This is a genomic window from Edaphobacter flagellatus (assembly GCF_025264665.1).
Classification (GTDB): domain Bacteria; phylum Acidobacteriota; class Terriglobia; order Terriglobales; family Acidobacteriaceae; genus Edaphobacter; species Edaphobacter flagellatus.
Genome location: NZ_CP073697.1, coordinates 4,400,146 through 4,423,577, shown reverse-complemented (window position 1 = coordinate 4,423,577; position 23,432 = coordinate 4,400,146). Strand labels below are relative to the sequence as shown.

Below are 23,432 nucleotides of genomic sequence, written 5' to 3'. Positions count from 1 at the left end.
TGTTCTGCCGCTTCTGTTTTGCAAACTTTACATCTTCTCGATATCGTCCAGCAGCAGCTTCGCCTTCGTCGCCAGAGTCTTGGCGCCCTCGGTATCGTTTGAACTCAACGCATCCTGCGCCTGCTTCTGAAAATTTCTTACCTTGCTGATCTGCGCCTTCTGCTCTTCCACTTTTTGTGCCGAAAGAGCATTCAGGCGTCGCTCGTTGGCTGCAATCAGACCTGCCGCGTCCTGCGCAGCTCTCGGGCTGGCATCGCCTCCTGAAGACAATGCGCCAATCGCAACAGCCGGTGCTGCTGCCGTCTCCGTAGGAGCTGGCGGTGGAGGCGCAACCACGATCTGCTGCGGCTTCTTACGCCGCTCGCGCTTAATCTTCCCCATCGCCGAAGCTGTCGGCACCGGCGGCAGTTTCACTTCCACAGGCTCAATCATCTTTGGCTTGTCCGGATCGACAGGCGTATCCAGATTGACCGGCTGGGTAATCTGCGGCAACGGCGGAGCCACCGTCTTATGACGGCAGCCGGTTACTCCCAGCAACAGGCCTGCGCAGACCGCGATGGCTGGCATTCCTCGAAATTTCGTGCCGTGCTGCATTAAACGTGCTCTCCTACGGCTCTGCGGCTGGTTCCAGTCGCGGCCTTCCGTGTCTCTGCTGACGTTCCTGCCGCCATCGGCAGTCGCAGCGTAAACGTCGTTCCCCGATCCGGTGCAGCAGGGTCGGGATTGGACCGTACATCCAACGCGCCACCGTGTATTTGAAGGATACGGTAAGTCAGCGCCAGACCGATGCCGCTGCCCTTCGCTTTGGTTGTGAAATAAAGTTCAAAGATGCGCGGCAGAACATCCGCCGCGATACCGACGCCTTCGTCTGCTATCTCCACGACAGCAAATTGATGGTCACGATGGATTGTAATGCGTACCGTGCCGCCATCCGGCATCGCCTGCATCGCATTCAACAGAAGATTCAACAATGCCTGCCGCACCAGCTCCGCATCGATGCGCACCATCAATGGCTCGCGTGGCGTATCGACGGCCACACGAACCCCGTTCTCCTGCATCTCGGCTGCAGCAAGCTCCACAACCCCGCTGATTACTTTGCGCAGATCCTGCTCACGCAGCGTCAATTCCATCGGCCGCGAAAAATCTGCGAGCGTCTGCACCACGCGATCCAACCGCTGCATCTCGTTGGCAAGAATATCCACGTGCCGCTGTGCGCCAGAAACCTCCGGCCCCGCAGCTGCCAGCTTGCTGCGCAGCAGCTCCAGATGCACCACCATCGCATTGATCGGGTTCTTTACCTCGTGGCCCACGCCGGCCGTCAGTCTTCCGATCGCAGCAAGACGACGGGCAATCTCCAGCTCCTGTCCCAGCTGCATCATCGACTCGATATCACGCAGCGTCAGCAGCGTTCCCATATTGCCGCCGCCCAGACCATCATCGATCCTGTCCAGCGAAATCTGGACCTGGCGATCGTCTTCCAGCGTCACCGTCTCTGCACTCACCTGATGGCCGCTGGCAAAAGCATTCAACACCGCTGCACCCAGAGCAGTATCTGGCTCGAAGATCTCCTCCAGCTGCTTGCCGACGAGCTCGCCCTCTGACCGATTCAGGAAATATGCGACCGCATCCGACACCATCACGGCGCGATGGTCTGACGTAAACATCAGCACGCCGTCGCGCAGTGTATCGAGCATCTGATTCAGGTTGGCCTGCAGCGCCGTGTAGCCAGCCTCTTTCGTACGCATCTGTTCGCCCAGACGATCAATCGTCTGCGAGACACGCAGCATCGCATCGCTGTCTCCGCTCTTTGGAGACGGCTGCGCCGTACTTTCGCTATCGGTAGGAGCCAGCTTCTCCAGCTGCTTAGAAATCTGCTCAATCGGTTGTAGGGCCAGATTCGCCAGCAGGGCGGCAAACATCATCGCCGCCAGTGCCGCCAGCAATGCGAACAACGCCGCCGCACGCAGCCAGGGCTCATACGCATTCTTCAAAAACGTCGAACGCACGCCGACATGAACCACCAGAAACGGCTGCTGATTTCTGTCCAGCGTCTGCACCGTATCCAGGACATGCGGCTTTCCGAAGACCTGTCGTATCTGATAAGCGATGCTCCCGGTCTGCAGCTTCTCCAGGCTGCTCCTCGAACCTATTGGCTGATTCACTGTATCCGGGTCCGTGCTGACGAGGATCGTGCCATGCGCATCCACGACGCTCACATCCTGCACTGTTGGCGAGTAGCGAATAATCGCATTCATCACGTCGCTCAACGGCAGATGGTTCAGCAGCGCATCCTTGACTGCATTGTTCAGCGCCTCTTCGGTTTGGTTCGATGGCGGATTCGCGCGCAGGCCCGTCTCTACGGCCTGCCGCGTCATCAGCACAACCTCATGCGCCAGCACATCGTTAGCGGCCGCCGTCTGTTCGATCCTCTGCCTCAGCAGTTCACCTACAAACAGAGTCGACAGCACCACTACGATCGCAAACGTAAGCCCGGTAGCCGATACCACCAGCTTCGTCTTCAGGCGCATTGCTATTCCACCAGAGCAGAATTATTCGAGTATTCCTTCAGCTTGTTCTGCAGTGTCTTCGAACTGATTCCAAGTATCTCTGCCGCCTTGGTCTTGTTGTTGTGGGTCGACATCAGCGTCTTCAGAATCAGCTGACGCTCCGCCTCATCCACCGTTGTTCCAACCTCGACGCGAACCGTATTCTGGTCCTCCAGATACTTGTCCACTGCACTCAAACGCACTGTTCCACTGTCCGAGATACTCTCCGGCACCGCAAAACGGCCGCTCTTCGTCAGCACCGGAGCAAACCCCGGCTCCCCAAAATGAGGTGGCAGATGCTCCAGGCCCAGCTGTCCCGATCCTGCCAGAATCGTCGCACGCTCGATCGTATTGCGAAGCTCGCGAACATTGCCTGGCCACATGTAGCTCTCAAGCTTCTTCAGCAGGCTGTCCTTGATCCCCGTCACCGTGCAGTTGTGCCGATCGTTCATGTCGGTGATCATCTTCTTGGCAATCGCTTCAATATCTTCGGTGTGATCGCGCAGCGGAGGCATCTGAATATTGAAGACATTCAGTCGGTAGTACAGATCGCCGCGTAACTCGCCCGATGCCACAGCAGCCTCGGGGTCCTTATTCGTCGCGGCAACAACGCGAACATCCACAGGCGTCTCCATTTTGCTACCCAACCGGCGCAGCTTCCTGTCCTCCAGCACACGCAGCAGCTTGGCCTGCGTCGGCGCCGGCATTTCGCCAATCTCGTCCAGCAGCAGAGTTCCCTCTTCGGCCAGCTCAAAGCACCCTGCCCTGCGCTCCAATGCGCCGGTAAAGGCCCCCTTCTCGTGACCGAAGATCTCGCTCTCAATCAGAGTTTCAGGAATCGCAGCGCAGTTCACTGCCACAAACGGCTTATTGCGCCGGGAGCTGAGTTCATGCAGCGCCCGCGCTACCAACTCTTTGCCGGTCCCGCTCTCGCCCGTCACCAGAACGCTCACATTCGAGGGAGCCACACGCTCAATCAGCGAGAAGATCGACTTCATCTTCTGCGACGTACCCACCAGCGGACCCAGCATGCCTGTATCGCGCTGCCTGCGCTTCTTCGCCTCAAACTCCGTGTCGATATCCGTATCGTGCTGCAGGCTTGCGTTCTGCAGAATCGTCCGCAGACGCATCGGCTCTACCGGCTTGGGTACGTAGTCATACGCCCCCAGCCGCATGGCCTCGACCGCCGACTCAATCGAGCCCTGCGCCGTCATCATCACCACGGCCACACGATCCGGAAGCTCGGCGATCCGGCCCAGCAGCTCCATCCCATCCATCCGGGGCATCTTCAGATCGGTTACCACGATCGCGGGCTTCCAGGAGATTACCTTCTCCAGCCCCTCTACCCCATCTGCCGCGCCTTCTGCCGTGTATCCCCAGCTCTCGATCAGCTCGGTCAGACCGGTACGCGCATGAATCTCGTCTTCGACTATTAGAACTTTTTCCAACACCTCTCCTGCTTTCTTGCTGCAACGGAGCCAAATCAATGAAAGGCCGGTTTTCCCTTAGATGCCTACCCACATTAAAGTGTAATCTCCAGGGGACTCTTCCAAGACACCCTCATCCGCAAACCCGCTATCTTCTTGCATTCATTTGGACTGCAACCCTGCTCTTATGCGCCCCACAGCTCATCCGCAAACAAAGCGAATCGCTCTCAAGTTATTCTTAATACATGCTTGACCCTGAAATATCGGCTGAAGCCTATGCAGCTCTGCGTCAACTGCCAGATGCTCCCCTACTGTTAGACGTTCGTGAACCCTGGGAGGTGCACACCGCCAGCCTGCCTGGCGCTATCTCTATGCCCATGGGAGAGATCACTTCACGCGCCCATCAGGAGCTCGACCCAGATAAGCCCATCGTCGTGCTCTGCCACCACGGCGCCCGCTCCCTCTCGGTCACCATGTGGCTCCGGAATCAGGGGTTTGACCATGTCCAGTCGCTTGCCGGAGGCATCGACCGCTGGTCCCGCTTCATTGACCCCTCCGTCCCCCGCTACTAGTTCCAAGATAGGAACCTTTCAAGCCAAAAATATTTCCGCTATTTCAACCTCCATCTAGCCTTTACAGAAAAATCTGCATCCTACTTTCATTAGAAGGGGAAGATTTTACCTACTGTGCCTGCTCTGGACCCGTCAACGCGCAAAACGTCTCAAAGGCCGACGCCCGTCGCCTCATCGCAAAAAGTTGCAGCGTTCAAGACCAAAAGTCAGCTCTCCTCTTTCCTTGCGGCCATCGTCGAGAGCTCTGACGACGCCATTTACAGCTGCACCCTCGAAGGCCTCATCACCAGTTGGAATAAGGCCGCCGAACGGATATTCGGTTATAAAGCCGGCGAGATTCTCGGCAACGCCACCTCGATCCTCAGCTCCCAGACCGCGAAAGACACTCCCTCGATCCTTGAACAGATTCGTCATGGTCAGCTCGTCGATCACTACGAAACCACGCGTCTTCATAAAGACGGCTCCGAGATCATCGTCTCCCTTTCCGTCTCGCCCATCTATGACACTGCCGGAAATATCATCGGCGCTTCCAAGGTCGCGCGCGATATCACCAGCGCACGCCAGGCTGAACAGTCCCTCCGCAACGCAGACAAGCTCGCCCTTGCAGGACGCATGGCCGCCAGCATTGCCCATGAGATCAATAATCCGCTGGAGGCCATCACGAATCTGCTCTATCTCCTCCAGCAAGAGGACCTCTCTCCGCAGTCTCGTGAATACCTCACGCTTGCGCAACATGAGCTCGTACGCGTTTCTACGATTGCGTCGCAGACCCTCGGCTTCTTCCGCGGCACGCATGGCCCGGCAAAGACCCAGTTGAACGAGATTATCGACAGCGCCATCTCGCTCCACGCAGGCCGTCTGCTCCTCGCCGAGATCAACGTCAAGACCAGCTACCGCCCAACTCCAGCACTCTTCTGCCAGCAGGGTGAGCTGCGCCAGGTTCTCGTCAATCTCATCAGCAACGCCCTCGACTCCATGGAGCCAAAGGGAAATCTCCAGATTCGCATCCGCCCATCGACTCACCCCGCTACCGGAATTTCAGGCATTCGCCTTACCGTCGCCGACACCGGAAGCGGAATGTCCGCGCAGACCCTCCGTCTTCTCTTCGAGCCCTTCTACACCACGAAAGGCTCCTCCGGAACCGGCCTCGGCCTTTGGGTCACGCAGCAGATCATCTCCCGCCACAAAGGCCGCATTGCAGTCAGAAGCAGCCAGAATGCGGCGCATCATGGCACCGTCTTTTCTATCTTTTTCCCGCTACTTGACCCGCACGTAACTCAGACGGCGTCTGATTCGGCCGCCACGGCTAAGACGCTGCCCATCGATGTCGCACCCTCTTCTCCTACTTCGCGCGAGGATGCGTCTCGTCATACACCCTCTGAACCTGTCCCACCGTCAGCTGCGTATAGCGCTGCGTAGTCGACAGCCTCTCGTGTCCCAGCATCTCCTGAATTGCGCGAAGGTCTGCCCCTTCTTCCAGCATGTGCGTGCCAAAAGCATGACGCAGCGTATGCGGATGAACATCTGCCGGAAGCCCGCGGCTTAGAGCAATCGCCTTCACAATCCTGCCCACACTGCGCGTCGTCAGCCTGCAATCCCCGCGCATACGCAGGTTCGTCAACAGAGGCCCTTCATGTACCTTCGCGCCCTTGCCAGCCGCTATCAGCCGAGCCTCGCGCGCTGGCAGATATGCACGCAGCGCAACCGCTGCCTCATCGCCCAACGGAACCAGCCTCTCCTTTCGCCCCTTACCACGAACAAGGATGGCGTCATCGCCCCACTTCACGCTATCCACATTCAGGCCCACCAGCTCTGAATTACGAATGCCGCATCCATACAGCAGCTCAAAGATCACACGGTCGCGCTCCGGCCACGCAACGGCATCGCCGTCATCAGAATCCTTTTTCGCTTTTTTGCTCTTTGCCGCCAAAGGAGTCTCTTCCAGTGAGTTCAGTACGCGATTCACCTCTTCCGCACTCGGCACACGCGGCAGATGCTTCGGCAGCTTCGGCGTGCTCACCAGCAGCGCCGGATTCTGCTCCACCACACCCTCTTTGGCCAGCCACTTGAACCAACTCCGCACCGCAGCCAGTGCCCGTGCCGCACTCGCCTTCGTCAGACCACGCTCATATAACACGCCAAGATACGCTCGGATGTGCAGATGCTCCACCTGCACCATCTGTCCACCTTCGCCCAGGCTATCCGACAGATAGGCAGCAAAGCTCCGCACCTCGCGTCCGTACGCACGCACCGTATGCTCCGACGCGCCGCGCTCATTCGCGAGCATCGCCAGAAACCGTTCTGCCAGTTGGACGAACTCGCCGCCTTCGCGCATTCGTTACTCTCCAGCCGCCCGCGCCCCATATCGTTTGCCGCGCGGATGATGCATCCGATGTACCTGCTTCAACCGTCCCAGAGCCACGTGCGTATACACCTGCGTCGTTGCAATGTCTGCATGCCCCAACAGAGTCTGCACACTTCTCAGGTCCGCGCCATGCTCCACCATGTGCGTCGCGCAACTATGTCGCAATTTGTGCGGACTCGCCTTGCTGCTCCTCGGCGCTGCCGCCCTCACCATCTCCCATACCCACTGCCGCGTCAGCGGCTTGCCGCGCACACTCAGAAACAGCGCCCGCTGCATCGCTCCATGCACAAGCTCAGGACGCCCCAGCTTCAGATACTGCTCCAGCGCCTCGACCGCAGACCGGCCCAGAGGAACAATCCTCTCCTTGTCGCCCTTGCCCCGCACCAGAGCACGCCCGGAGTCGAGCTGCAGGTCTTCCACATGAAGACCGCATATCTCCGATACACGCAGCCCACCTGCGTACAGCAGCTCCAGAATCGCGTGATCGCGCAGCGACAAGCCATCCGCATCTGCAACATGAGCAGCAGCCCCCGTACGCTCCAACATCTCCGCTACCTCACCCTCAGCAAGGCTCTTCGGCAGAATCTTCCAGCTCGATGGCGACTCCACATTCACCGTCGGATCATGCGTAATCCGCTTGTCCATCAACAGCCAGCGATAAAAGCCCTTCAAGGCGCTAAGTTTCCGCGCAATCGATCGTGACTCCACACCGTGTCCGCGCAGCCCTTCCATAAAACCGCTCACGTCTTGCTGTTGAGCCGTCACCAGCAAGCCATCGCGCCCCTCGACATGTTCCGCAAACTGCTCGATATCTCGCTGATACGCCTCACACGTCGCCGGACGCATGCCCTTCTCCACGCGTAGAAACGTCGCATACTCACGCACGATCTGAACGTTTCCCGCCACCTGGCCCTTTTGCTGCATGACCTCATTATCCGGTCATCCACCCGAACCGCGGACCCCACACCCACTCGATGTACCCACCAAGCTACGAACCATCCAACACACCCCCTGATTGGTACCAGCAAATTCTGCATCGAGATACTTCGAGCTATCATCCCCCCAACAAATAAGAAGCCTCACGCTTTGCCCTTAACTTTCTTCTTTTCACTCCGCACTCTTTGCGATATTGTTCCTCACAATGCGTCCGACCACTGGTTTTCTTGCTCTACTTGCCCTTTGCCTTCTGCCTGTATCCAACAGCCTGAACGCCCAAACCGTCATCCTGCCCAAAAGCATCTCCTTCACCGGAGCACCTGCCTATTCCCAAGCCGAGCTCTTAGCCTTTACGCATCTCACGCCCGGCGCAAATTCCACTGTCACCGAGCTCAACGCCGCCGCACAAAAACTCAACGACACCGGCCTCTTCAGCGACATTCGGTTCGCGTCCCAATCCACGGGCCTCGTCTTCTCGCTCAAGATGATGCCCAACGACAACCTTCTGCCTGCCCGCTTCGCCAACTTCGTCTGGTGGACTCCGGAAGAGCTTTCCGCTGCACTTAAAACCCGCGTCCCTCTCTACCAGGGCACCGTGCCAACCGCAGGCAACATGCAGGACAGCGTCGTCGCCGCCCTCAAAGCCATGCTCGCCGAAAAAAGCGTCACCGCGACCGTCGTCGCAATACCCGTCTCCCCCGGCGCCGGAGCCACACCGACATCCGTCAAATTCCTCATCGATTCCCCCGAAGTCCGCGTCCATACACTGCACTTCGCTTCCACATCTCCGGCTCTGCAGCCCAAGCTCGACAAAGTCGCCCAGAAAGTCTCCGGCGAGCCCTTCGATCAGCTCACTACGGAGTCCACTATCACCTCGCTCATCACCGACGTCTATCGCAACGACGGCTATCTCAATGCCTCGGTCACGAATTACACGCACTCCGCGCCGCAGGTCACCTCCGACGCCATCAACCTCGATCTCACCGCCGCTGTCAGCGAAGGCGAGCCCTATCATCTCTCCCGCCTCACCTGGCCCGGCTCCGATGTCATGAGCACCGCCGACTTCGACAAGCAGGCCAAGCTCAAACCTGAAGACGTCGCCTCGCAGCTCGCCCTCAAACAAAGCCTCACCACGCTTGCCCGCGCCTACTACGCCAAGGGCTATCAGGACGTCAAAGTGCAGGCCCCGGCCTCCCTCGACAAAGCCACGCACCACGTCTCCTATACCGTCCACGTCGTCCCCGGCGAGCAGTACCGCCTGCACTCCGTCAAAGCCGAAGGCCTCTCCGACGTCCAGCGCAAGGAATTCGATTCCGCATGGCGCATGAACCCAGGCGACTTCTACGACGTCAACTACCTCACCACCTTCCTTAACAAGAACACTGCGCTCCGCTCCCTCAACGGTTACTCAGCCACCTATAAGGCCTTCTCTGACCCCAATACCCACCTCGTCGACCTTGTCATCACCTTCGTCAAGGGAGGAACCCTCGTCCAGGTCAACTAGCTCCGTCAAATCTTCCGCTCCGCACTGGTAAACTTAAACCAGTCATGTTCGAGAATCTCTCCGATAAGCTCCAGCGTTCCTTCAAAAACCTCCGTGGCCAGGGCACCATCACCGACGAAAACATCGGCGACGCCCTCCGCGAGATCCGCATTGCTCTCCTCGAGTCCGACGTGAACCTCGCCGTCGTCGACTCCCTCATCGAGCACATCCGCACCCGCGCCATGGGCTCCCAGGTCGCCACCGCGCTCTCCCCCACCGAGCAGCTCGTCAAGATCGTCCACGACGAGCTCGTCAACATCCTCGGCCGCGACACCGCCCGCTTCCAGAAATCCTCCCAGCCGCCCTCCGTCATCCTCATGGCTGGCCTCCAGGGCTCCGGTAAGACGACCACCTCCGCCAAGCTTGCCCAGTGGCTCAAGAAGGCCGGCCACCGGCCCATGCTCGTCTCCGTCGACGTCTACCGCCCCGCTGCCCGCGAGCAGCTCCGCGTCGTCGCTCAATCCATCAACGCCAATCTCTACGAAGGCAAAATCACCAGCGACAAACCGGGCACCGACGACGTCCTCCGCCTTGCGAAGGAAGCCAAGCGCGAAGCCGCCAACTTCGGCTGCGACATGCTCATCGTCGACACCGCCGGCCGCCTCGGCATCGACGAAGCCCTCATGGACGAGATGGCGCAGCTCAAAAAGCTCCTCTCCCCCTCCGAGATCCTCTTCGTCGCCGACGCCATGACCGGCCAGGACGCCGTCAACTCCGCCAAGGCCTTCAACGACCGCCTCCAGATCACCGGAGCCATCCTCACCAAGATGGACGGCGACGCCCGCGGCGGCGCAGCCCTCTCCATCCGCAACATCACCGGCCAGCCCATCAAGTTCCTCGGCACCGGCGAAAAACCCGACGCCTTCGAGCCCTTCCACCCCGACCGCATCGTCTCCCGCATCATGGGCATGGGCGACATCGCCACCCTGCTCGAGCGCGCCGAAGAAAAACTCGACCGCGGCAAGGCCGAGGCCTTCGCCAAAAAGGCCCTCTCCGGCGACGGCTTCACCCTCGAGGACTTCCGCGACCAGCTCCGTCAGATCAAAAAGATGGGCTCCATGAAGTCCATCCTCAAGATGCTCCCCTCCGTCGGACCCTTCGCCGGCATGTCGCAGGCCATCGACAACGTCGACGAGAGCCAGTTCACCCGCGTCGAGTCCATCATCAACTCGATGACCCAAAAAGAACGCATCGACCACGAGATCATCAACGGCAGCCGCCGCAAACGCATCGCCCACGGCTCCGGCACCACCGTCCAGGACGTCAACAATCTCCTACGCCAGTACGCCCAGATGCGCAAGGTCTTCAAAACCATGGGCTCAGGCGGCGGCATGAAAGCCCAGCAAAGAATGATGAGCCAGTTGCAGGGTAGGCAGAGGTTCGGACGATAGCTAGCTAGGTACATCTGAAAATGGATGTACTGAACAGCTAGTTTTGAAGGACAATTGGGCGAAAAGAGCGTTAGGACCTTTTAAGCATGAGTTCAGAAGCGACACTAGTGGCGACGTTTGTTGACCTACTGCGTTCGGGTGAAACACCGTGGGGGGAAGTAGGTATTGTTCAGGAATTTTTCTACGCTCGCGGTAAGACCGACGTAGTCATTACGACCGACAACTCCACGATCGCAATTGAGGCAAAGCTTATCGACTGGCGTAAAGCCCTCGATCAAGCTTACAGAAACACGTGCTTCGCTGAAGAGTCATACATTCTCATGCCAGAACCAAAAGCAAACTTCGCCCTTAAATTTATGAATGAATTCGAAGTAAGAGGAGTGGGAATTTGCTGTATTGTAGGTGGGCAAATAAAAATCCTATTCACGCCCAATCCATCTCCGCCACTAGAGCCTTGGATTACTGCACAGGCTAGAAGTCTTGCTTCGGTGTGAACGTGAGCGCCCATGGAAATCGTAGCGAAGGCTTACGCTGCAAAAAAAAGTCTGCATTTTCGTAAACGGGTTGGGGCAGGAGCATTTAAGGAGACCTTTCTTGTAGATGATGGAACGCGCTCGCTGGCCTTAAAAGTAATTGGACACAAATCCTCTCACTCTAGAACTGAACGTGAAATCGATGCCATAGTTAGATGCAGTCATCCGAATATCGCCCAGCTTGAATCCGTTGAGACCTTTAGTTTGGGTACATCGACATACACATGTCTTATTGAGGAGTACATAGCAGGCGGCACGCTCGCGGACAGAGTGAAAACAACACCCCTAACAAGAGAACAAACACTAGAAGTAGGTGCGGCTCTGATCGAAGTACTCGATCACTTGTATCAACTCAACCTAGTTCATCGTGACTTAAAACCTGACAACATCATGTTTCGGTCCTCGTTATCTTGGCAACCTGTGGTGGTGGACTTCGGTATCGTTAGAGATCTTTCCCGTTCTTCATTGACTCAAACATGGGTATCGATGGGCCCAGGCACACCACTTTTTGCTCCGTCTGAACAACTTAATAATCGGAAGGAGATGATTGACTGGAGGTCAGATCAGTTTGCTCTTGGAGTAACACTCACGATGGCTCAAGGTCGCAAACATCCTTATTCGACCGATCTTGACTCAGGTTATGAGTGTGTAGACCGAGTTGCAGACGGGTCGGACCCACAGGCGCAGTTTTTTCGATTTGCAGTGGAATCGCATTTGCCTGCTCTCCGGAAGATGGTGAATCAATTCCCAATTGATCGTTTTAGAACGCCGAGCCAACTTCGGGATGCTTGGCGAACTCAGTAAGAGGGTTATATGGCTACTTATCACCAAATGGGTAACGACTCGGCCAACCTGACCTTTGATCTGAATCTGGCCACCTACAAAGGTTCGATATTGAGCCCGGTTAACCAGACCTCGGATGAAATGTTGAAATATGTCGAAAAAACGCGAGAGAAGCAACGTACTAGCTTCGAAGTGATATTCGATCCCCAGCTATATTCCCCTCGCAGTGAGAGGGGATGCCTTCCGTCTTGGCCTTATTTCCCAAAAGATGTCGATACTGCAGACCTAAGCGCCCTCGACTGGTGGAAGCAAACAGCCGATTTGGTATTATCAACGGCTCTCAAAATGGCCCCAAATGCCATATGCTCACCTGCTATGGTTCCCCGAACCTTTTCTGACGCATATTACGAGCAAGTTGTCCTCACAAGTGACCATCTCACTCAGTGCCTGACTGGATCGACGCACAGAAGTATCATGACAGCGATCGTAGACCTCGAACAAACCGGCACCCCAAACTATTCGAATACCGTCACTTCCATTCTCAGCCGCGCCAAAACCAACGAAGTTTATCTGGTCTTCTACAGCACTACTGAACCTCGGAGGGAACAGAAAGATACGGAAGCATTGAAGGGTGCTATGAAGGTCATTGAGAAACTCGAATCCGCAGGAATGCGAGTTCTGGTCGGATTTTGTTCAACTGATGTCCTTCTCTGGAAGGCCGCTGGTGCAACTGCCTGTGCAACCGGAAAATTCTTCAATATCCGACGCTTCACGCTAGGAAGATTCGACGAACCGAAAGATGGTGGTGGTCAAATACCTTATTGGATCGAAGAGGCTTTGTTGGCTCTTGTTCGCCAATCCGACCTTATACGGCTTCAACAGAGGGGCATGCTAAGTGAAGCGTCGAGACGAAATCCTTTTGGGGCAGACATAATCAACGCGTTTACCAATAACAAACCTTGGTTAGCTCTAAGCTGGAAACAATATTTGTGGTGGTTTGCAGACGTCGAACAACGGCTCACACTAAAGTCCGTCACCGCTCAAGACTTAATCAACACGGCAGACTCAAACTGGGCAAGTCTTGAGGAGACTCCTCGAATGATCTTTGAAGAACGCAAAAACGATGGTTCGTGGACACGTGAGTGGCTGCGTGCAATTGAAGAGTTATCTTCCTTTGTGTAGTTTATAAATAGGGCGGGTGGCCCATACATCAAAATCCCTCCAACACATCGAATGCCCAATCATGCGGAAGGCATGATTGGGCATTCGAGCGAAGCCTTTGATGTCAATGGAAGCCAAATCCGCATCTGCGCCCCGAAACCAAACCGGGACCACCCGAAATTCATGTCAAGCCCCCAAATCTGTGTAAAACCCGCACTCAATCCCACATCGAAAACAAACCAAACCACTTCCCCACCCGAAATAAATCTCTCAAAAGCGCCGATCAATTTAGTTCGATTTTCTAAAATAGAAGTAGATACAAAAGAAGCCTCGGCACACGCCGGGGCTTTTCCTTTTAACTTAATCCGCAGGTTTGGCACCCCAAGTGCACCCGAGGTCCAGACCTAAATTCTCTGCTTTGAAGATTTTGCCAAAAAAACAAGGGGGGATACCCATGAACGAAGCCACCATCAACAACGACCAGCCCGACAACCAATTCCAGTGCCACCACGTCTTCCCCGACGACCACCGCTGCGGAAGCCCGCGCATGCGCGACGAGCAGTTCTGCTACTTCCACCACGACTCCCGCCGCCCCGTCGTTCGCCCGCACGAGCGCATCGCCCGCCGCAGCACCTTCGCGCTCTCCACTCCCACCAGCCACGACCACATCGAGGAATCGCTCGGCGAGCTCCTCGTCCGCATCGCCACCAACAACATCGACCCGCGTCGCGCCGGACTCCTCCTCTACTGCCTCCAGCTCGCCTCCACCAACCTGCGCCAGAAAACGCAGCAAACCAAGACAACCCACCTCACCCACGAAACGCGGAGCTGAGCAATGGTTCTTCAAGCCAGCCACGCTGCCGCCCCTCTCGCCGTTCAAGACCTTACTTTTCTCGCAGGATCAAAGAATGTGCCCTCAACGCAGGAAGGCATCGATCACGCACTCGCAGCACACTGAGCGTACGCCCTGAAGGCTGAGCCAGCGCTTTTATACTTTACGCATGGCCGAGTTTAATCTGCGAAAAGCAACACCAGAAGATATGGATAAAATCCGTGCATTGATCGATGCATCGGTGCGTGGTTTGCAAGCTGAAGACTACTCCCCTCGTCAGATCGAGGCTTCGTTGAAGACCGTCTTCACCATCGACAGCCAACTGATCGCAGATGGAACCTACTACGTTGCCCTCGCTGAAGATGGCGAGATAGCTGGCTGCGGTGGATGGTCGAAGCGCAAAACGCTCTATGGCGGAGACGCCCAGATGGAGCGAATCGAGCCGGAGCTGCTGAATCCAGCAACCGACGCTGCAAAAGTACGTGCAATCTTTGTGCACCCGAAGTTTGCACGCAAAGGACTCGGAAGCCTGATTCTGCGCATTGCGGAAGAGGCCGCCGTAGACGCCGGGTTTCGCCGGTTTGAAATGGGAAGCACACTAACGGGGGTCACCCTATACGCGTTGAAAGGATACCGCGAGGTAGACCGCGTTCAGGTTCCCGTAGGCGCAGGCGAAGAGATTGAGGTTGTGCGGATGGTGAAAGAGGCCGCGTTGTAGTCTGAATAGACGTTACGAGATGGAGAGTGTGCCGAGATGATGGAAATGCCGATGATCGCCAAGGGGGCCGAAGAGCTCCACCTTCTGCCTGGAATGAGCAACCGCCATGGACTGGTAGCCGGAGCGACAGGGACGGGAAAAACAGTGACGTTGCAGGTCATGGCCGAAGCGCTCAGCTCGATCGGCGTTCCCGTATTCGCTGCGGATGTGAAGGGCGATCTCTCGGGAATTAGCCAGCCGGGTAAGAGCTCACCCAAATTGGATGAGCGGGTGAAGTCGCTTGGCCTGGGTGACTGGACCTTCTCCGGATGCCCCGTGGTGTTCTGGGATGTCTTCGGCAAAGAGGGACATCCGGTGCGCGCAACGGTAAGCGAGATGGGCCCTCTGCTCTTCAGCCGCATCCTCAATCTGAACGATACGCAGACAGACGTGCTGACGCTGGTCTTTAAGATCGCCGATGACAACGGCCTCCTGCTGCTGGATATGAAAGACCTGCAGGCGATGCTGCAGCACGTTTCGGAGAATGCGAAGCAATACCAGACAAGCTACGGCAATATCTCCGCCGCAAGCATTGGAGCGATTCAACGCGGATTAGTCGCGTTAGGACAGCAAGGCGGCGACCTGTTCTTCGGCGAGCCAGCGTTGAATATCGAGGATCTGATCCAGACGGACGCCAACGGCAAAGGCATCGTCAATATTCTTGCAGCCGATAAACTACTGCAGTCGCCGCAGCTCTATGCGACATTTCTGTTGTGGCTGATGAGCGAGCTATTTGAAAAACTCCCCGAAGTCGGCGACCCGGAAAAGCCGAAGCTGGTCTTCTTCTTCGACGAAGCGCATCTTCTCTTCAACGATCTTCCGCCGGTGCTGCAGTCGCGCATCGAGCAGGTTGTGCGTCTGATTCGTTCGAAGGGCGTGGGCGTCTTCTTCGTCACCCAGAATCCGATTGATGTGCCGGACACCGTGCTGGGTCAGCTTGGTAATCGTGTACAGCACGCACTGCGCGCGTTTTCGCCGAAGGACCAGAAAGCAGTGAAAGCCGCAGCGCAGACATTCCGCTCGAACCCAAAGTTGGACGTAGAAGAAGTCATCACGCAATTGGGCGTAGGCGAGGCCCTGATTTCTTTTCTCGATGAGAAAGGGATCCCCGGTGTGGTGGAGCGAGCGATGGTATGTCCGCCACACAGCCAGATCGGGCCGATTACGCCGGAACAGCGCGCTGCCATCATCAAAAACTCCGTGATCGCCGGAGTGTACGAGACGCCAATCGATCGTGAATCGGCTTACGAGAAGCTGAAAGGCAAAGTAGCTGCCGATGGAGCGGGACCAACACAAGGAGAATCCCAGTCAGGATGGCTTGGAAGCATCGAAGCTGCCGGAACGGTAATTGGCAACGCATTGGGCGGAGGCAGCTCACGACGCGGAGACACCGTTGTGCAAGCAATGGTGAAAAGCGCCGCGCGCTCCATGGGCAGCACGGTTGGAAGACAACTCATCCGCGGCGTACTAGGGTCCCTGCTGGGTGGGTCATCGAGACGATGATCGTCAGATAATCTTCAATAAAAGCAGGACGAGAACGATGGTAAGGATCAGACTAAGAGTTCCGCCACCGTAGTAGCCCAGGCCCGGTCCCATACGATAACCGCCGAAGCCAAATACAAGAATCAGAATGATGAGTAGTATGACCATCATCTCTCCATCAAGACGAAACGTCGCCGTTATCTATAGGATGCTGTGTCAAGGCTAAAGAGAAGCCTGAGACCTCTCAATTGTTATTTGCTCCGTTGAAGATCTGAAATTCGCGAATACCAGCTGAACCTACAGTTGAAAGCAGATTCAGGCGAACACGCTGCGTTGTGATAGCAGGAAAAATATCGATCTTTTTATGCCCGATAGCCTGTGCGTGAGCAAGCTGTTTCCACGCGCCATTCTGCCATGCCTCGATACTGTACTCCTGCACTCGCTGCCCATCGTTGAGCCACTCCATCGTAACCGTGCGATCGAAGGTGACAGGCTTGTCGAAACGAAGCTCAAGAGTGGCGTGACGTTCAGGAGCAGACCAGAACGTCGAAGGATCGTTATCAAACGCCGCAGAAGCAGGATCGCTTGCAGCATGAACCGCTTTCACGGCAAGATTTTTGTCCGGCCCATAAAGACGCTGTACCGCCTCACCGAATTCACGAAGACGCGCAGCATCGGACTCCGGTAGTTTTCCCGTGTTGTCGGGCGCCAGCCCCAGCATCAATTGCGCGCCGCGCCCGACAGTCTTTGTATAAATCTTGAGCAACTCTTCAACAGAAAGAAGCGATGTCTCATCGTTCGGGTGCCAGAACCAGTGCAGCTTGCGTAGTGGTGTATCGGCTTCGATAGGCCGCCAGCGAAGATAACCGGTGCGGTCAATCACGTTCCAGTTCTCGTAAGGCACGGTGCCATCTTCAGAGCCGACCCAGCGAATGTCAGCATTTTTGTAAAGCGCAACGTCGGCGAAGACCAGCGTGTTGGGCTGGTACGTACGCAGCTCCTGAACAATCTTGTCGAAGTCGTAGGTGCGTCCTGCAGAACCTGCGCCATCAAGCCAGAACTCCGTGAGCGGACCATAGTGGCTGGCAAGTTCGGTGAGCTGCGCCAGGTAGTACTTGTCGTACGCCACAGGATCGGGATAGCGCGCATCATGACGATCCCACGGCGAAAGATAGACGCCAAAACCAAGACCGGCCTTGCGTGCTGAATCAGACGCGAGGCGAACAAGATCACCTTTACCGTTGAGCCATGGACTGGCTTTTACCGAGTAGTCGGTCTGCTTGCTGGGGAAGAGGGCGAACCCGTCATGATGCTTTGCAACCAGGACAGCGTACCTTGCGCCTCCTGCTTTGGCCGCCTGCATCCATTGGTCCGTGTCGACGTTGGCGGGATTGAAGGTCGAGGGCGAAGCCGTACCATCACCCCACTCACGGTTTAGAAAGGTGTTGGTCGAGAAATGAATAATGACGCCAATCTCAAGGTCCTGCCACTGAAGCTGAGCAGGGCTCGGCTTCACATCTGGAAAATTTTGCGCAGAAATTAGGGGAAGGCCGGCGAAAAAGAAAAGGATAAGGAAATACTTCATTGTCAGATTTCTATGATCAGAGTCGAATCGCATAGGCTCTCAAAATTTGAAGTCGTTAGTAAGGCATCAACCCAAGCTCAGAGCCTCGGACATCTTTCCGCGAGGGTGCAGCAGGGATAGAGCGCTTTTCTTCATAAAGAAGCTTGTCGCAGCAAAGGAAAAGCTGCTCCCACGTCGTATCGTTTGGCTGCAGTTGAGCAAGGCCGAAACTTGCACTGACGCGTGTGTGTATCTCTCCATACGTGACATCGGTTGAAGCGATAGAGGATCGCAAGCGCTCGGCGATAGCGATCGCTTCGTCGTGAGGTGTATTCGGAAGAAGAAGAGCAAACTCATCTCCACCAATACGGGCCAGCCGGTCGGTGGGACGTATACCTCGCTGCAGGCACGATGCCACAGCAATCAATGTAGCGTCGCCGCAGTGATGGCCATAGGAGTCATTGATGCTCTTGAAATCGTCAAGGTCGATGACAATCGCGCAGAGAGGAGATCCATCTTTAAGACATGCCAGAATGCGTTGTTCGGCTGCGATCTCAATACCACGGCGATTAAGTACTCCAGTAAGAGGATCTGTCGTCGCCTGAACCTCAAGCTTGCCGCGAAGCATCGCCGCGGTAAGCCATACGTACGAGATCATGATTCCAGCCTGAAGCGCCGAATTGGCAATAAGTATCCACGCAAGAAAAGGTCCGGCATCGAGATAGTTGTGCGGCGCTCCATGGACAGAAACGCCGACAATACGTATGCAGTTGCTGAGAGCAAGGGCGATCACCATCAACGCCATCGAACGCGTTGGAATCAGGAGTGCCGGGTCGTGATTGCGAAAGAGCAGGACCGTAATGTGAATCTGCTGGAGGCAGAGGAAAAAACTATAGAAGATCAGCCGTTTGCTGGTGTCCGGCTCAATCCAGCCATACTGCACCATCGCCGCCGCCATCAGCAGCATCACAAGCCCCTGGAAATAAGCCTGGGTCGTCTTCAGGTTGAAGAAGTCCTTCAGGCCAAGGAACAGGAACGCATAACCCACCGAAACAAAAACTGTTCCGCTGATGATCGAGATGGGATCGGGCATCTGCCCACGCAAAGCCACGGCTGCTGCCCCCAGCAGGGTGAATAAACTATAGAGACAGAACCCATTTACGCCCTTCATGCCCCTGTAAAGCCATGAATTGGCAATAGCCAACAATGTATAGAGGGCTAGAAGCACAACATGCTCGATATGTGCTGTATGAATGTCCAAAGGGGGAGCCTCGCGAACGCGGTGTAGACATTGTAATGTAACGGGTAACCCTCTCATCCTCTATCGGGTTACCACTAGAGTGCAAGGGAATTTCGAATTGGGATTGGGTATGGTTGGACGTTGAGAGGTAGGATCATCTTCTGCAGTAAAGGGTCCGATGAGTGCGTGCCGGAGGGCAGGGTAACTCTGCAAGATGGACATGAACCTTTGGAGTTGGATTGCGAGCGCAGTGCCCCACCTGCTCTTTGTAGCGGCACTGCTGGTGCTGTGGTGGAACGACGGCAGGCAGCGCTTCTTTTTATCGTTTGCACTGGCAGAACTGGCATCAACAAGTGCATTATGGTGCGTTGCTCCGTGGCTGTTCAAACAGCAGCTGCCACCCATCGCGGTGCAGCTGATAGCAACAGCGGCCACTGCGCTGGCAAGTTACGGCTTTTTCAGAGCCGCTATGGATTTCGGAGAAGTCCATTCTGAACGCCGCGCGCCATGGTGGCTGTGGCTGATTCCTGCACTGCTTTCCTGCGCTCTGGCAGGAACGGGGCATATTGATTCGAGCATTCGTATCAACGTGGCCTTGGAAGCCTGCGGCTCCGGGGTCCTCGGCTATCAGCTGCTCCGCGGAAGCGGAGTGGATCGGATCGTCTCCATCTTTGTTTGGCTGCGTGCCTCGCTTTGGGTGTTTTATGCGTTGCGTGGGCCGCTTGCCCGCATTCCTGTCATTCCGCTTCCTGTAGCCATTGGGTTCGGGTTTGCCATTCTGGTTGCAGGCGTCTTAAAGAGCCGTCGAGCCGTAGACGAATTGCATGCGCGTGAAATCAGATTACTCGGCGACCATCAGCGTTCGTTTGAACAATCGACACTGGCAAGAATCAAGGTAGATCGCGAGTTTTGCATCAAGGAGTGGAATGCTGCGGCAGAAAAGCTGTTTGGCTACGGCCCAAACGACGCTGGCGGAAAAAAAATCAGCGACCTGATCTTCCTCACGGAAAGCAGAGACCAAGCCCAGTCGGATTGGCGTGACGCGTTATCCAATGGAGTCGCGCAATCGTCGCTGTACACAAACGTAACCAAATCCGGAACAGCGCTGCAGTGCGAGTGGCATCACGATGTCCTGATCGACGATACTACCGGCGATCGAAGTCTGACCTTGATTGCGCGCGATGTAACCGAGCACGAAAACGCAGCCGCCGAGCTGCGTTATGTGGCCTATCACGACAGGCTGACCGAGCTTCCAAACCGTCTGCACTTCGAAGAGGTCCTCGAAGATCTCTCGCAGCGAAGCGGCAGAGATAGAGAGACAGGGGTCTTCTTTATCGACATCAATTCATTCAAGCAGGTGAATGATACATATGGTCATCGTGCCGGCGACCTGTTTCTGCTGAGCGTCGCCCGCAGGCTGAAAGATGTGCTCCCCGTGGTGGAGTGTTTGGCGCGGTTTGAAGGCGATGAGTTTTCGGCAGCGGTTGTATTAGATAAAGGACGAGAACAGGCCCGCGAATATGCCGAAGCGATCCATCGCGTGCTGGATGAATCTGTATCGTTTGACGGGCATCAGCACAAGGCAATGGTGAATATTGGAATCAGCTTCCTCCAGCCCGAGACGCCGTGGAGAACGACCTTGCAGGAAGCAGATATCGCGCTGACGGCAGCCAAGCGGCGTGGGCCGCAGCAGACAGAAGTATTTCACCCGGAGATGCTGGATCAGCTGCTCGAGAGAGTGCATCGAGAAAATGCATTGCAGCATGCCATTGAACGCGACGAGCTGAAACTGGTCTTCCAACCTCAGGTGGATTTGAAGATTTGCCGGGTCACGGGTGTCGAGGCGCTGCTGCGTTGGACGCATGAAGGCGAGCAGATTTCGCCGGAAGAATTTTTCCCGATAGCCGAGCAATCCGACCTCATCATTGAGATCGGCGACTGGGTCCTGCAGGGTGCCATTGCGCAGACGGCTCGCTGGGCGACGGAGGGGCTTTCAAACGTTCGCATGAGCGTAAACGTAGCTCCAAGGCAATTAGCGAGAGCAGACTTCGCCGAGAAGCTTGAAGGCTGGTTGAAGCATGCAGGAGTTTCTCCGAAGCTGATCGAACTCGAGATCACGGAGCGAGCCTTGTTGACTCCGCAGCCTGATACGCTGAAAACATTCGAGGCGCTGAAGCGGCTCGGCGTTTCGATTGCCTTGGACGACTTTGGAATCGGGTATTCGGCACTGGCCTACCTGATTCGCTATCCCATCGACAAGATCAAGATCGACCGGCTCTTTGTGCGCGAGATCGGCAAGGAGAACCCGCAATCAAGGCTAACCGGGGCCATCATTGGGATCGCTCATGTCATGCAGGTCGGCATCGTGGCAGAAGGCGTTGAGACCGCCGCACAGGCCTCCTACCTGAAGGAGCGCGGGTGCAATGAGGTGCAGGGCTATCTCATATCGCCTCCACTCTCTGCCGAGGCGATTCGAGACCTGCTCACAAACAGAACCGAACAACTTGACTGGGCAAGCTTTGCGGACGAGGCAATCGGGCATTCGTAATGCAACGCTTTGCTCCTGCGTGCGATCCTGATCTCAACGAGTCTTGCTCCTGTCATCTCTTCGGACTACACTTGCGCCCATGCGCCGCCAAACGTTCCTTGCAGCTGCTCTCGTTCTGCTCGCCTCCGTCGCCTGCTCTGCTCAGCAGTGGGCCAAGTCCAGGCTCGACGCCTCACCTCGTCATCGCGAATACGTCACCCTCAAACACGGCGACCGTTCCCTGCAGGCTTTTGTCGTCTATCCCGAGGTCAGTAAAAAAGTCCCCGTCGTCATCCTCATCCACGAGATCTTCGGCCTCTCCGACTGGGCCAAGGAGATGGCCGACGAACTAGCTGTCGCAGGCTACATTGTCGTCGCGCCCGATCTGCTCTCCGGAGCCGGGCCCAACGGCGGCAACTCCGACTCCTTCACCAGCATGGACGCCACCACCAAAGCCGTCTCCGGCCTCAACGCCGATCAGGTCAATGCCGACCTCGACGCTGCCGCCGACTACGCCAAAAAGATTCCCTCGGCCAACGGCACCTTTGTGACCGCAGGCTTCTGCTGGGGAGGAGGCAAGTCCTTCGCCTTCGCCACGCACCGCAAAGACCTCGCCGCAGCCTTCGTTTTCTACGGTCCGCCACCCTCTGAATTCGCCTCTATCACTGCGCCCGTCTACGGCTTCTACGGGGGCAACGATGCCCGCATCGACGCCACCATCCCCGCAACCACCGAGTCCATGAAAGCCGCGGGCAAGAAGTACGACCCCGTCACCTACGACGGCGCGGGCCACGGCTTCATGCGCGCAGGCGAAGACCCCGCCAACACCAACCCCGCCAACAAGACCGCGCGCGATCAGGCATTCGAACGCCTTACCACCCTGCTCAAATCTCTCCCTGCAACTCACAGCTCCATCGCTGCTCCCAACGCATCCCGGCAAGCTGCAAAACATGTAAAAGCTTCGATTCCTGCAGCATCCTGTCACTCTGGAGCTGCCGTTACTTCAAGCATGTAACGCAATCCACACCTCTTCCGCGAAGCGGCTGCGATAATAGAGTCGTGGCTGCTTCGCTCAATAACTCGCCCAACACATCGCTGCAGGACCAGCTCGACCGCATCACGCAAAACACCCGCGCTCTCGTCCAGCCCGAGCGCCTCGCCTTCTCCGAGCGCGCCATCGCCGAGCTCTTCGCCACCGGCATTGAAGACCGCGTTCTCAAGCCCGGCTCCCCTGCCCCGTCCTTCTCGCTCACCGACGCAGCCACCGGCAAACTCGTCCACTCCGCTGACCTTTTAGCTCTCGGTTCGCTCGTCGTTAAATTCTTTCGCGGACGCTGGGACCCCTACTGCGTCACCGAGCTTGAAACCTGGCGCGACCTCTACCCCGAGCTGCGCAGCCGCGGCGCGCTCCTCGTCGCCATCTCTCCACAAAACGCTCGCCAGAGCAACTTCATGCTCGATCAGCATCACCTCGGCTTCCCGCTCCTCTCCGACCCCGGTGCCGAAGTCGCCAACCAGTTCGGCCTTGCTTACAGCGTCTCTGCTGAACAGCGCCGCTACTTCCAGTCCATCCTCGTCAACATCCCTTTCAACAATGCAGGGCTCAGCTATCACACCGCGACTGAAGCAAGCTGGCGCCTTCCGCTGCCCGGCACCTTTGTCGTCAATCAGCAGAACATCATCACCTTCGCCGAAGCTCACGCCGACTTCCGCGTACGCCCCGAACCCACCGACGTCCTCGCCGCACTCAGACACATTTAGACGTGTCATTCC

21 protein-coding genes are annotated in these 23,432 nt (G+C 56.6%); 13 read left to right on the top strand and 8 right to left on the bottom strand.

Going from position 1 to position 23,432, the window contains the following annotated elements; all coding sequences use genetic code 11:
* Positions 1 to 27: 27 nt before the first annotated feature.
* Genes KFE13_RS18495 through KFE13_RS18485 form a run of 3 tightly spaced genes read right to left on the bottom strand, consistent with a single transcriptional unit; the run spans position 28 to position 3,997 of the window.
* Entirely contained in the window at positions 28 to 594 is a 567-nt protein-coding gene (locus tag KFE13_RS18495; protein ID WP_260705067.1) for a hypothetical protein, read from the bottom strand.
* Positions 594 to 2,528 (bottom strand): sensor histidine kinase, encoded by a 1,935-nt coding sequence (locus KFE13_RS18490; RefSeq protein WP_260705066.1) that lies wholly within the window; start codon positions 2,526 to 2,528, stop codon positions 594 to 596. Before KFE13_RS18490 ends, KFE13_RS18495 begins: the two co-directional genes overlap by 1 nt.
* Before the next feature lie 2 nt (positions 2,529 to 2,530).
* A complete protein-coding gene (locus tag KFE13_RS18485) occupies positions 2,531 to 3,997 on the bottom strand; it encodes a sigma-54-dependent transcriptional regulator (protein WP_260705065.1) in 1,467 nt (488 codons plus the stop codon).
* A gap of 221 nt (positions 3,998 to 4,218) precedes the next feature.
* On the opposite strand from KFE13_RS18485, the gene KFE13_RS18480 reads away from it, so the two are divergent.
* Together KFE13_RS18480 and KFE13_RS18475 are read left to right on the top strand one after the other, a co-directional pair.
* Entirely contained in the window at positions 4,219 to 4,545 is a 327-nt protein-coding gene (locus KFE13_RS18480) for a rhodanese-like domain-containing protein (RefSeq protein ID WP_260705064.1), read from the top strand.
* A gap of 114 nt (positions 4,546 to 4,659) precedes the next feature.
* On the top strand, positions 4,660 to 5,964 hold the full coding sequence (locus KFE13_RS18475; protein WP_260705063.1) for a two-component system sensor histidine kinase NtrB: 1,305 nt from the start codon (positions 4,660 to 4,662) through the stop codon (positions 5,962 to 5,964).
* Here KFE13_RS18475 and KFE13_RS18470 read toward each other — a convergent pair.
* Both KFE13_RS18470 and KFE13_RS18465 read right to left on the bottom strand, forming a co-directional pair.
* Positions 5,888 to 6,880: a tyrosine-type recombinase/integrase gene (locus KFE13_RS18470; protein WP_260705062.1), complete on the bottom strand. Its 993-nt coding sequence runs from the start codon at positions 6,878 to 6,880 to the stop codon at positions 5,888 to 5,890. The genes KFE13_RS18475 and KFE13_RS18470 overlap by 77 nt on opposite strands.
* A 3-nt stretch (positions 6,881 to 6,883) precedes the next feature.
* A complete protein-coding gene (locus KFE13_RS18465) occupies positions 6,884 to 7,834 on the bottom strand; it encodes a site-specific tyrosine recombinase (protein ID WP_260705061.1) in 951 nt (316 codons plus the stop codon).
* A gap of 217 nt (positions 7,835 to 8,051) precedes the next feature.
* On the opposite strand from KFE13_RS18465, the gene KFE13_RS18460 reads away from it, so the two are divergent.
* The 8 genes from KFE13_RS18460 (at position 8,052) to KFE13_RS18425 (ending at position 16,349) form a co-directional block, all read left to right on the top strand.
* Positions 8,052 to 9,350: a POTRA domain-containing protein gene (locus KFE13_RS18460; protein ID WP_260705060.1), complete on the top strand. Its 1,299-nt coding sequence runs from the start codon at positions 8,052 to 8,054 to the stop codon at positions 9,348 to 9,350.
* A gap of 44 nt (positions 9,351 to 9,394) precedes the next feature.
* A complete protein-coding gene (gene ffh, locus KFE13_RS18455; RefSeq protein WP_260705059.1) occupies positions 9,395 to 10,780 on the top strand; it encodes a signal recognition particle protein in 1,386 nt (461 codons plus the stop codon).
* A gap of 86 nt (positions 10,781 to 10,866) precedes the next feature.
* Complete coding sequence (locus KFE13_RS18450) at positions 10,867 to 11,274, top strand: hypothetical protein (protein ID WP_260705058.1); 408 nt, start codon at positions 10,867 to 10,869, stop codon at positions 11,272 to 11,274.
* 12 nt (positions 11,275 to 11,286) lie between these two features.
* Positions 11,287 to 12,117: a serine/threonine protein kinase gene (locus KFE13_RS18445; protein WP_260705057.1), complete on the top strand. Its 831-nt coding sequence runs from the start codon at positions 11,287 to 11,289 to the stop codon at positions 12,115 to 12,117.
* A 9-nt stretch (positions 12,118 to 12,126) separates the two neighbouring features.
* Positions 12,127 to 13,278, top strand: a complete 1,152-nt coding sequence (locus KFE13_RS18440) for a hypothetical protein (RefSeq protein ID WP_260705056.1) — start codon at positions 12,127 to 12,129, stop codon at positions 13,276 to 13,278.
* Positions 13,279 to 13,684: 406 nt separating this feature from the next.
* The gene (locus KFE13_RS18435) at positions 13,685 to 14,089 is read left to right on the top strand and encodes a hypothetical protein (RefSeq protein WP_260705055.1); all 405 of its coding nucleotides are present in this window, start codon (positions 13,685 to 13,687) and stop codon (positions 14,087 to 14,089) included.
* Positions 14,090 to 14,297: 208 nt separating this feature from the next.
* A complete protein-coding gene (locus KFE13_RS18430) occupies positions 14,298 to 14,807 on the top strand; it encodes a GNAT family N-acetyltransferase (RefSeq protein WP_260705054.1) in 510 nt (169 codons plus the stop codon).
* Between the two features lie 36 nt (positions 14,808 to 14,843).
* A complete protein-coding gene (locus KFE13_RS18425) occupies positions 14,844 to 16,349 on the top strand; it encodes a helicase HerA-like C-terminal domain-containing protein (protein ID WP_260705053.1) in 1,506 nt (501 codons plus the stop codon).
* Between the two features lie 3 nt (positions 16,350 to 16,352).
* Here the strand turns inward: KFE13_RS18425 and KFE13_RS18420 are convergent, their stop codons facing one another.
* The 3 genes from KFE13_RS18420 to KFE13_RS18410 form a co-directional block, all read right to left on the bottom strand.
* Entirely contained in the window at positions 16,353 to 16,496 is a 144-nt protein-coding gene (locus tag KFE13_RS18420; protein ID WP_260707001.1) for a DUF3309 family protein, read from the bottom strand.
* 76 nt (positions 16,497 to 16,572) lie between these two features.
* On the bottom strand, positions 16,573 to 17,844 hold the full coding sequence (locus tag KFE13_RS18415) for an alpha-L-fucosidase (RefSeq protein ID WP_260705052.1): 1,272 nt from the start codon (positions 17,842 to 17,844) through the stop codon (positions 16,573 to 16,575).
* A gap of 124 nt (positions 17,845 to 17,968) precedes the next feature.
* Positions 17,969 to 19,153, bottom strand: a complete 1,185-nt coding sequence (locus KFE13_RS18410) for a GGDEF domain-containing protein (protein ID WP_260705051.1) — start codon at positions 19,151 to 19,153, stop codon at positions 17,969 to 17,971.
* A 193-nt stretch (positions 19,154 to 19,346) separates the two neighbouring features.
* On the opposite strand from KFE13_RS18410, the gene KFE13_RS18405 reads away from it, so the two are divergent.
* The 3 genes from KFE13_RS18405 (at position 19,347) to KFE13_RS18395 (ending at position 23,420) form a co-directional block, all read left to right on the top strand.
* Positions 19,347 to 21,680 (top strand): putative bifunctional diguanylate cyclase/phosphodiesterase, encoded by a 2,334-nt coding sequence (locus tag KFE13_RS18405; RefSeq protein ID WP_260705050.1) that lies wholly within the window; start codon positions 19,347 to 19,349, stop codon positions 21,678 to 21,680.
* A 79-nt stretch (positions 21,681 to 21,759) separates the two neighbouring features.
* Positions 21,760 to 22,674, top strand: coding sequence for a dienelactone hydrolase family protein (locus KFE13_RS18400; protein ID WP_260705049.1), 915 nt, complete (start codon positions 21,760 to 21,762; stop codon positions 22,672 to 22,674).
* A 44-nt stretch (positions 22,675 to 22,718) separates the two neighbouring features.
* Positions 22,719 to 23,420 (top strand): peroxiredoxin-like family protein, encoded by a 702-nt coding sequence (locus KFE13_RS18395; RefSeq protein WP_260705048.1) that lies wholly within the window; start codon positions 22,719 to 22,721, stop codon positions 23,418 to 23,420.
* The last annotated feature ends 12 nt before the right edge of the window (positions 23,421 to 23,432 follow it).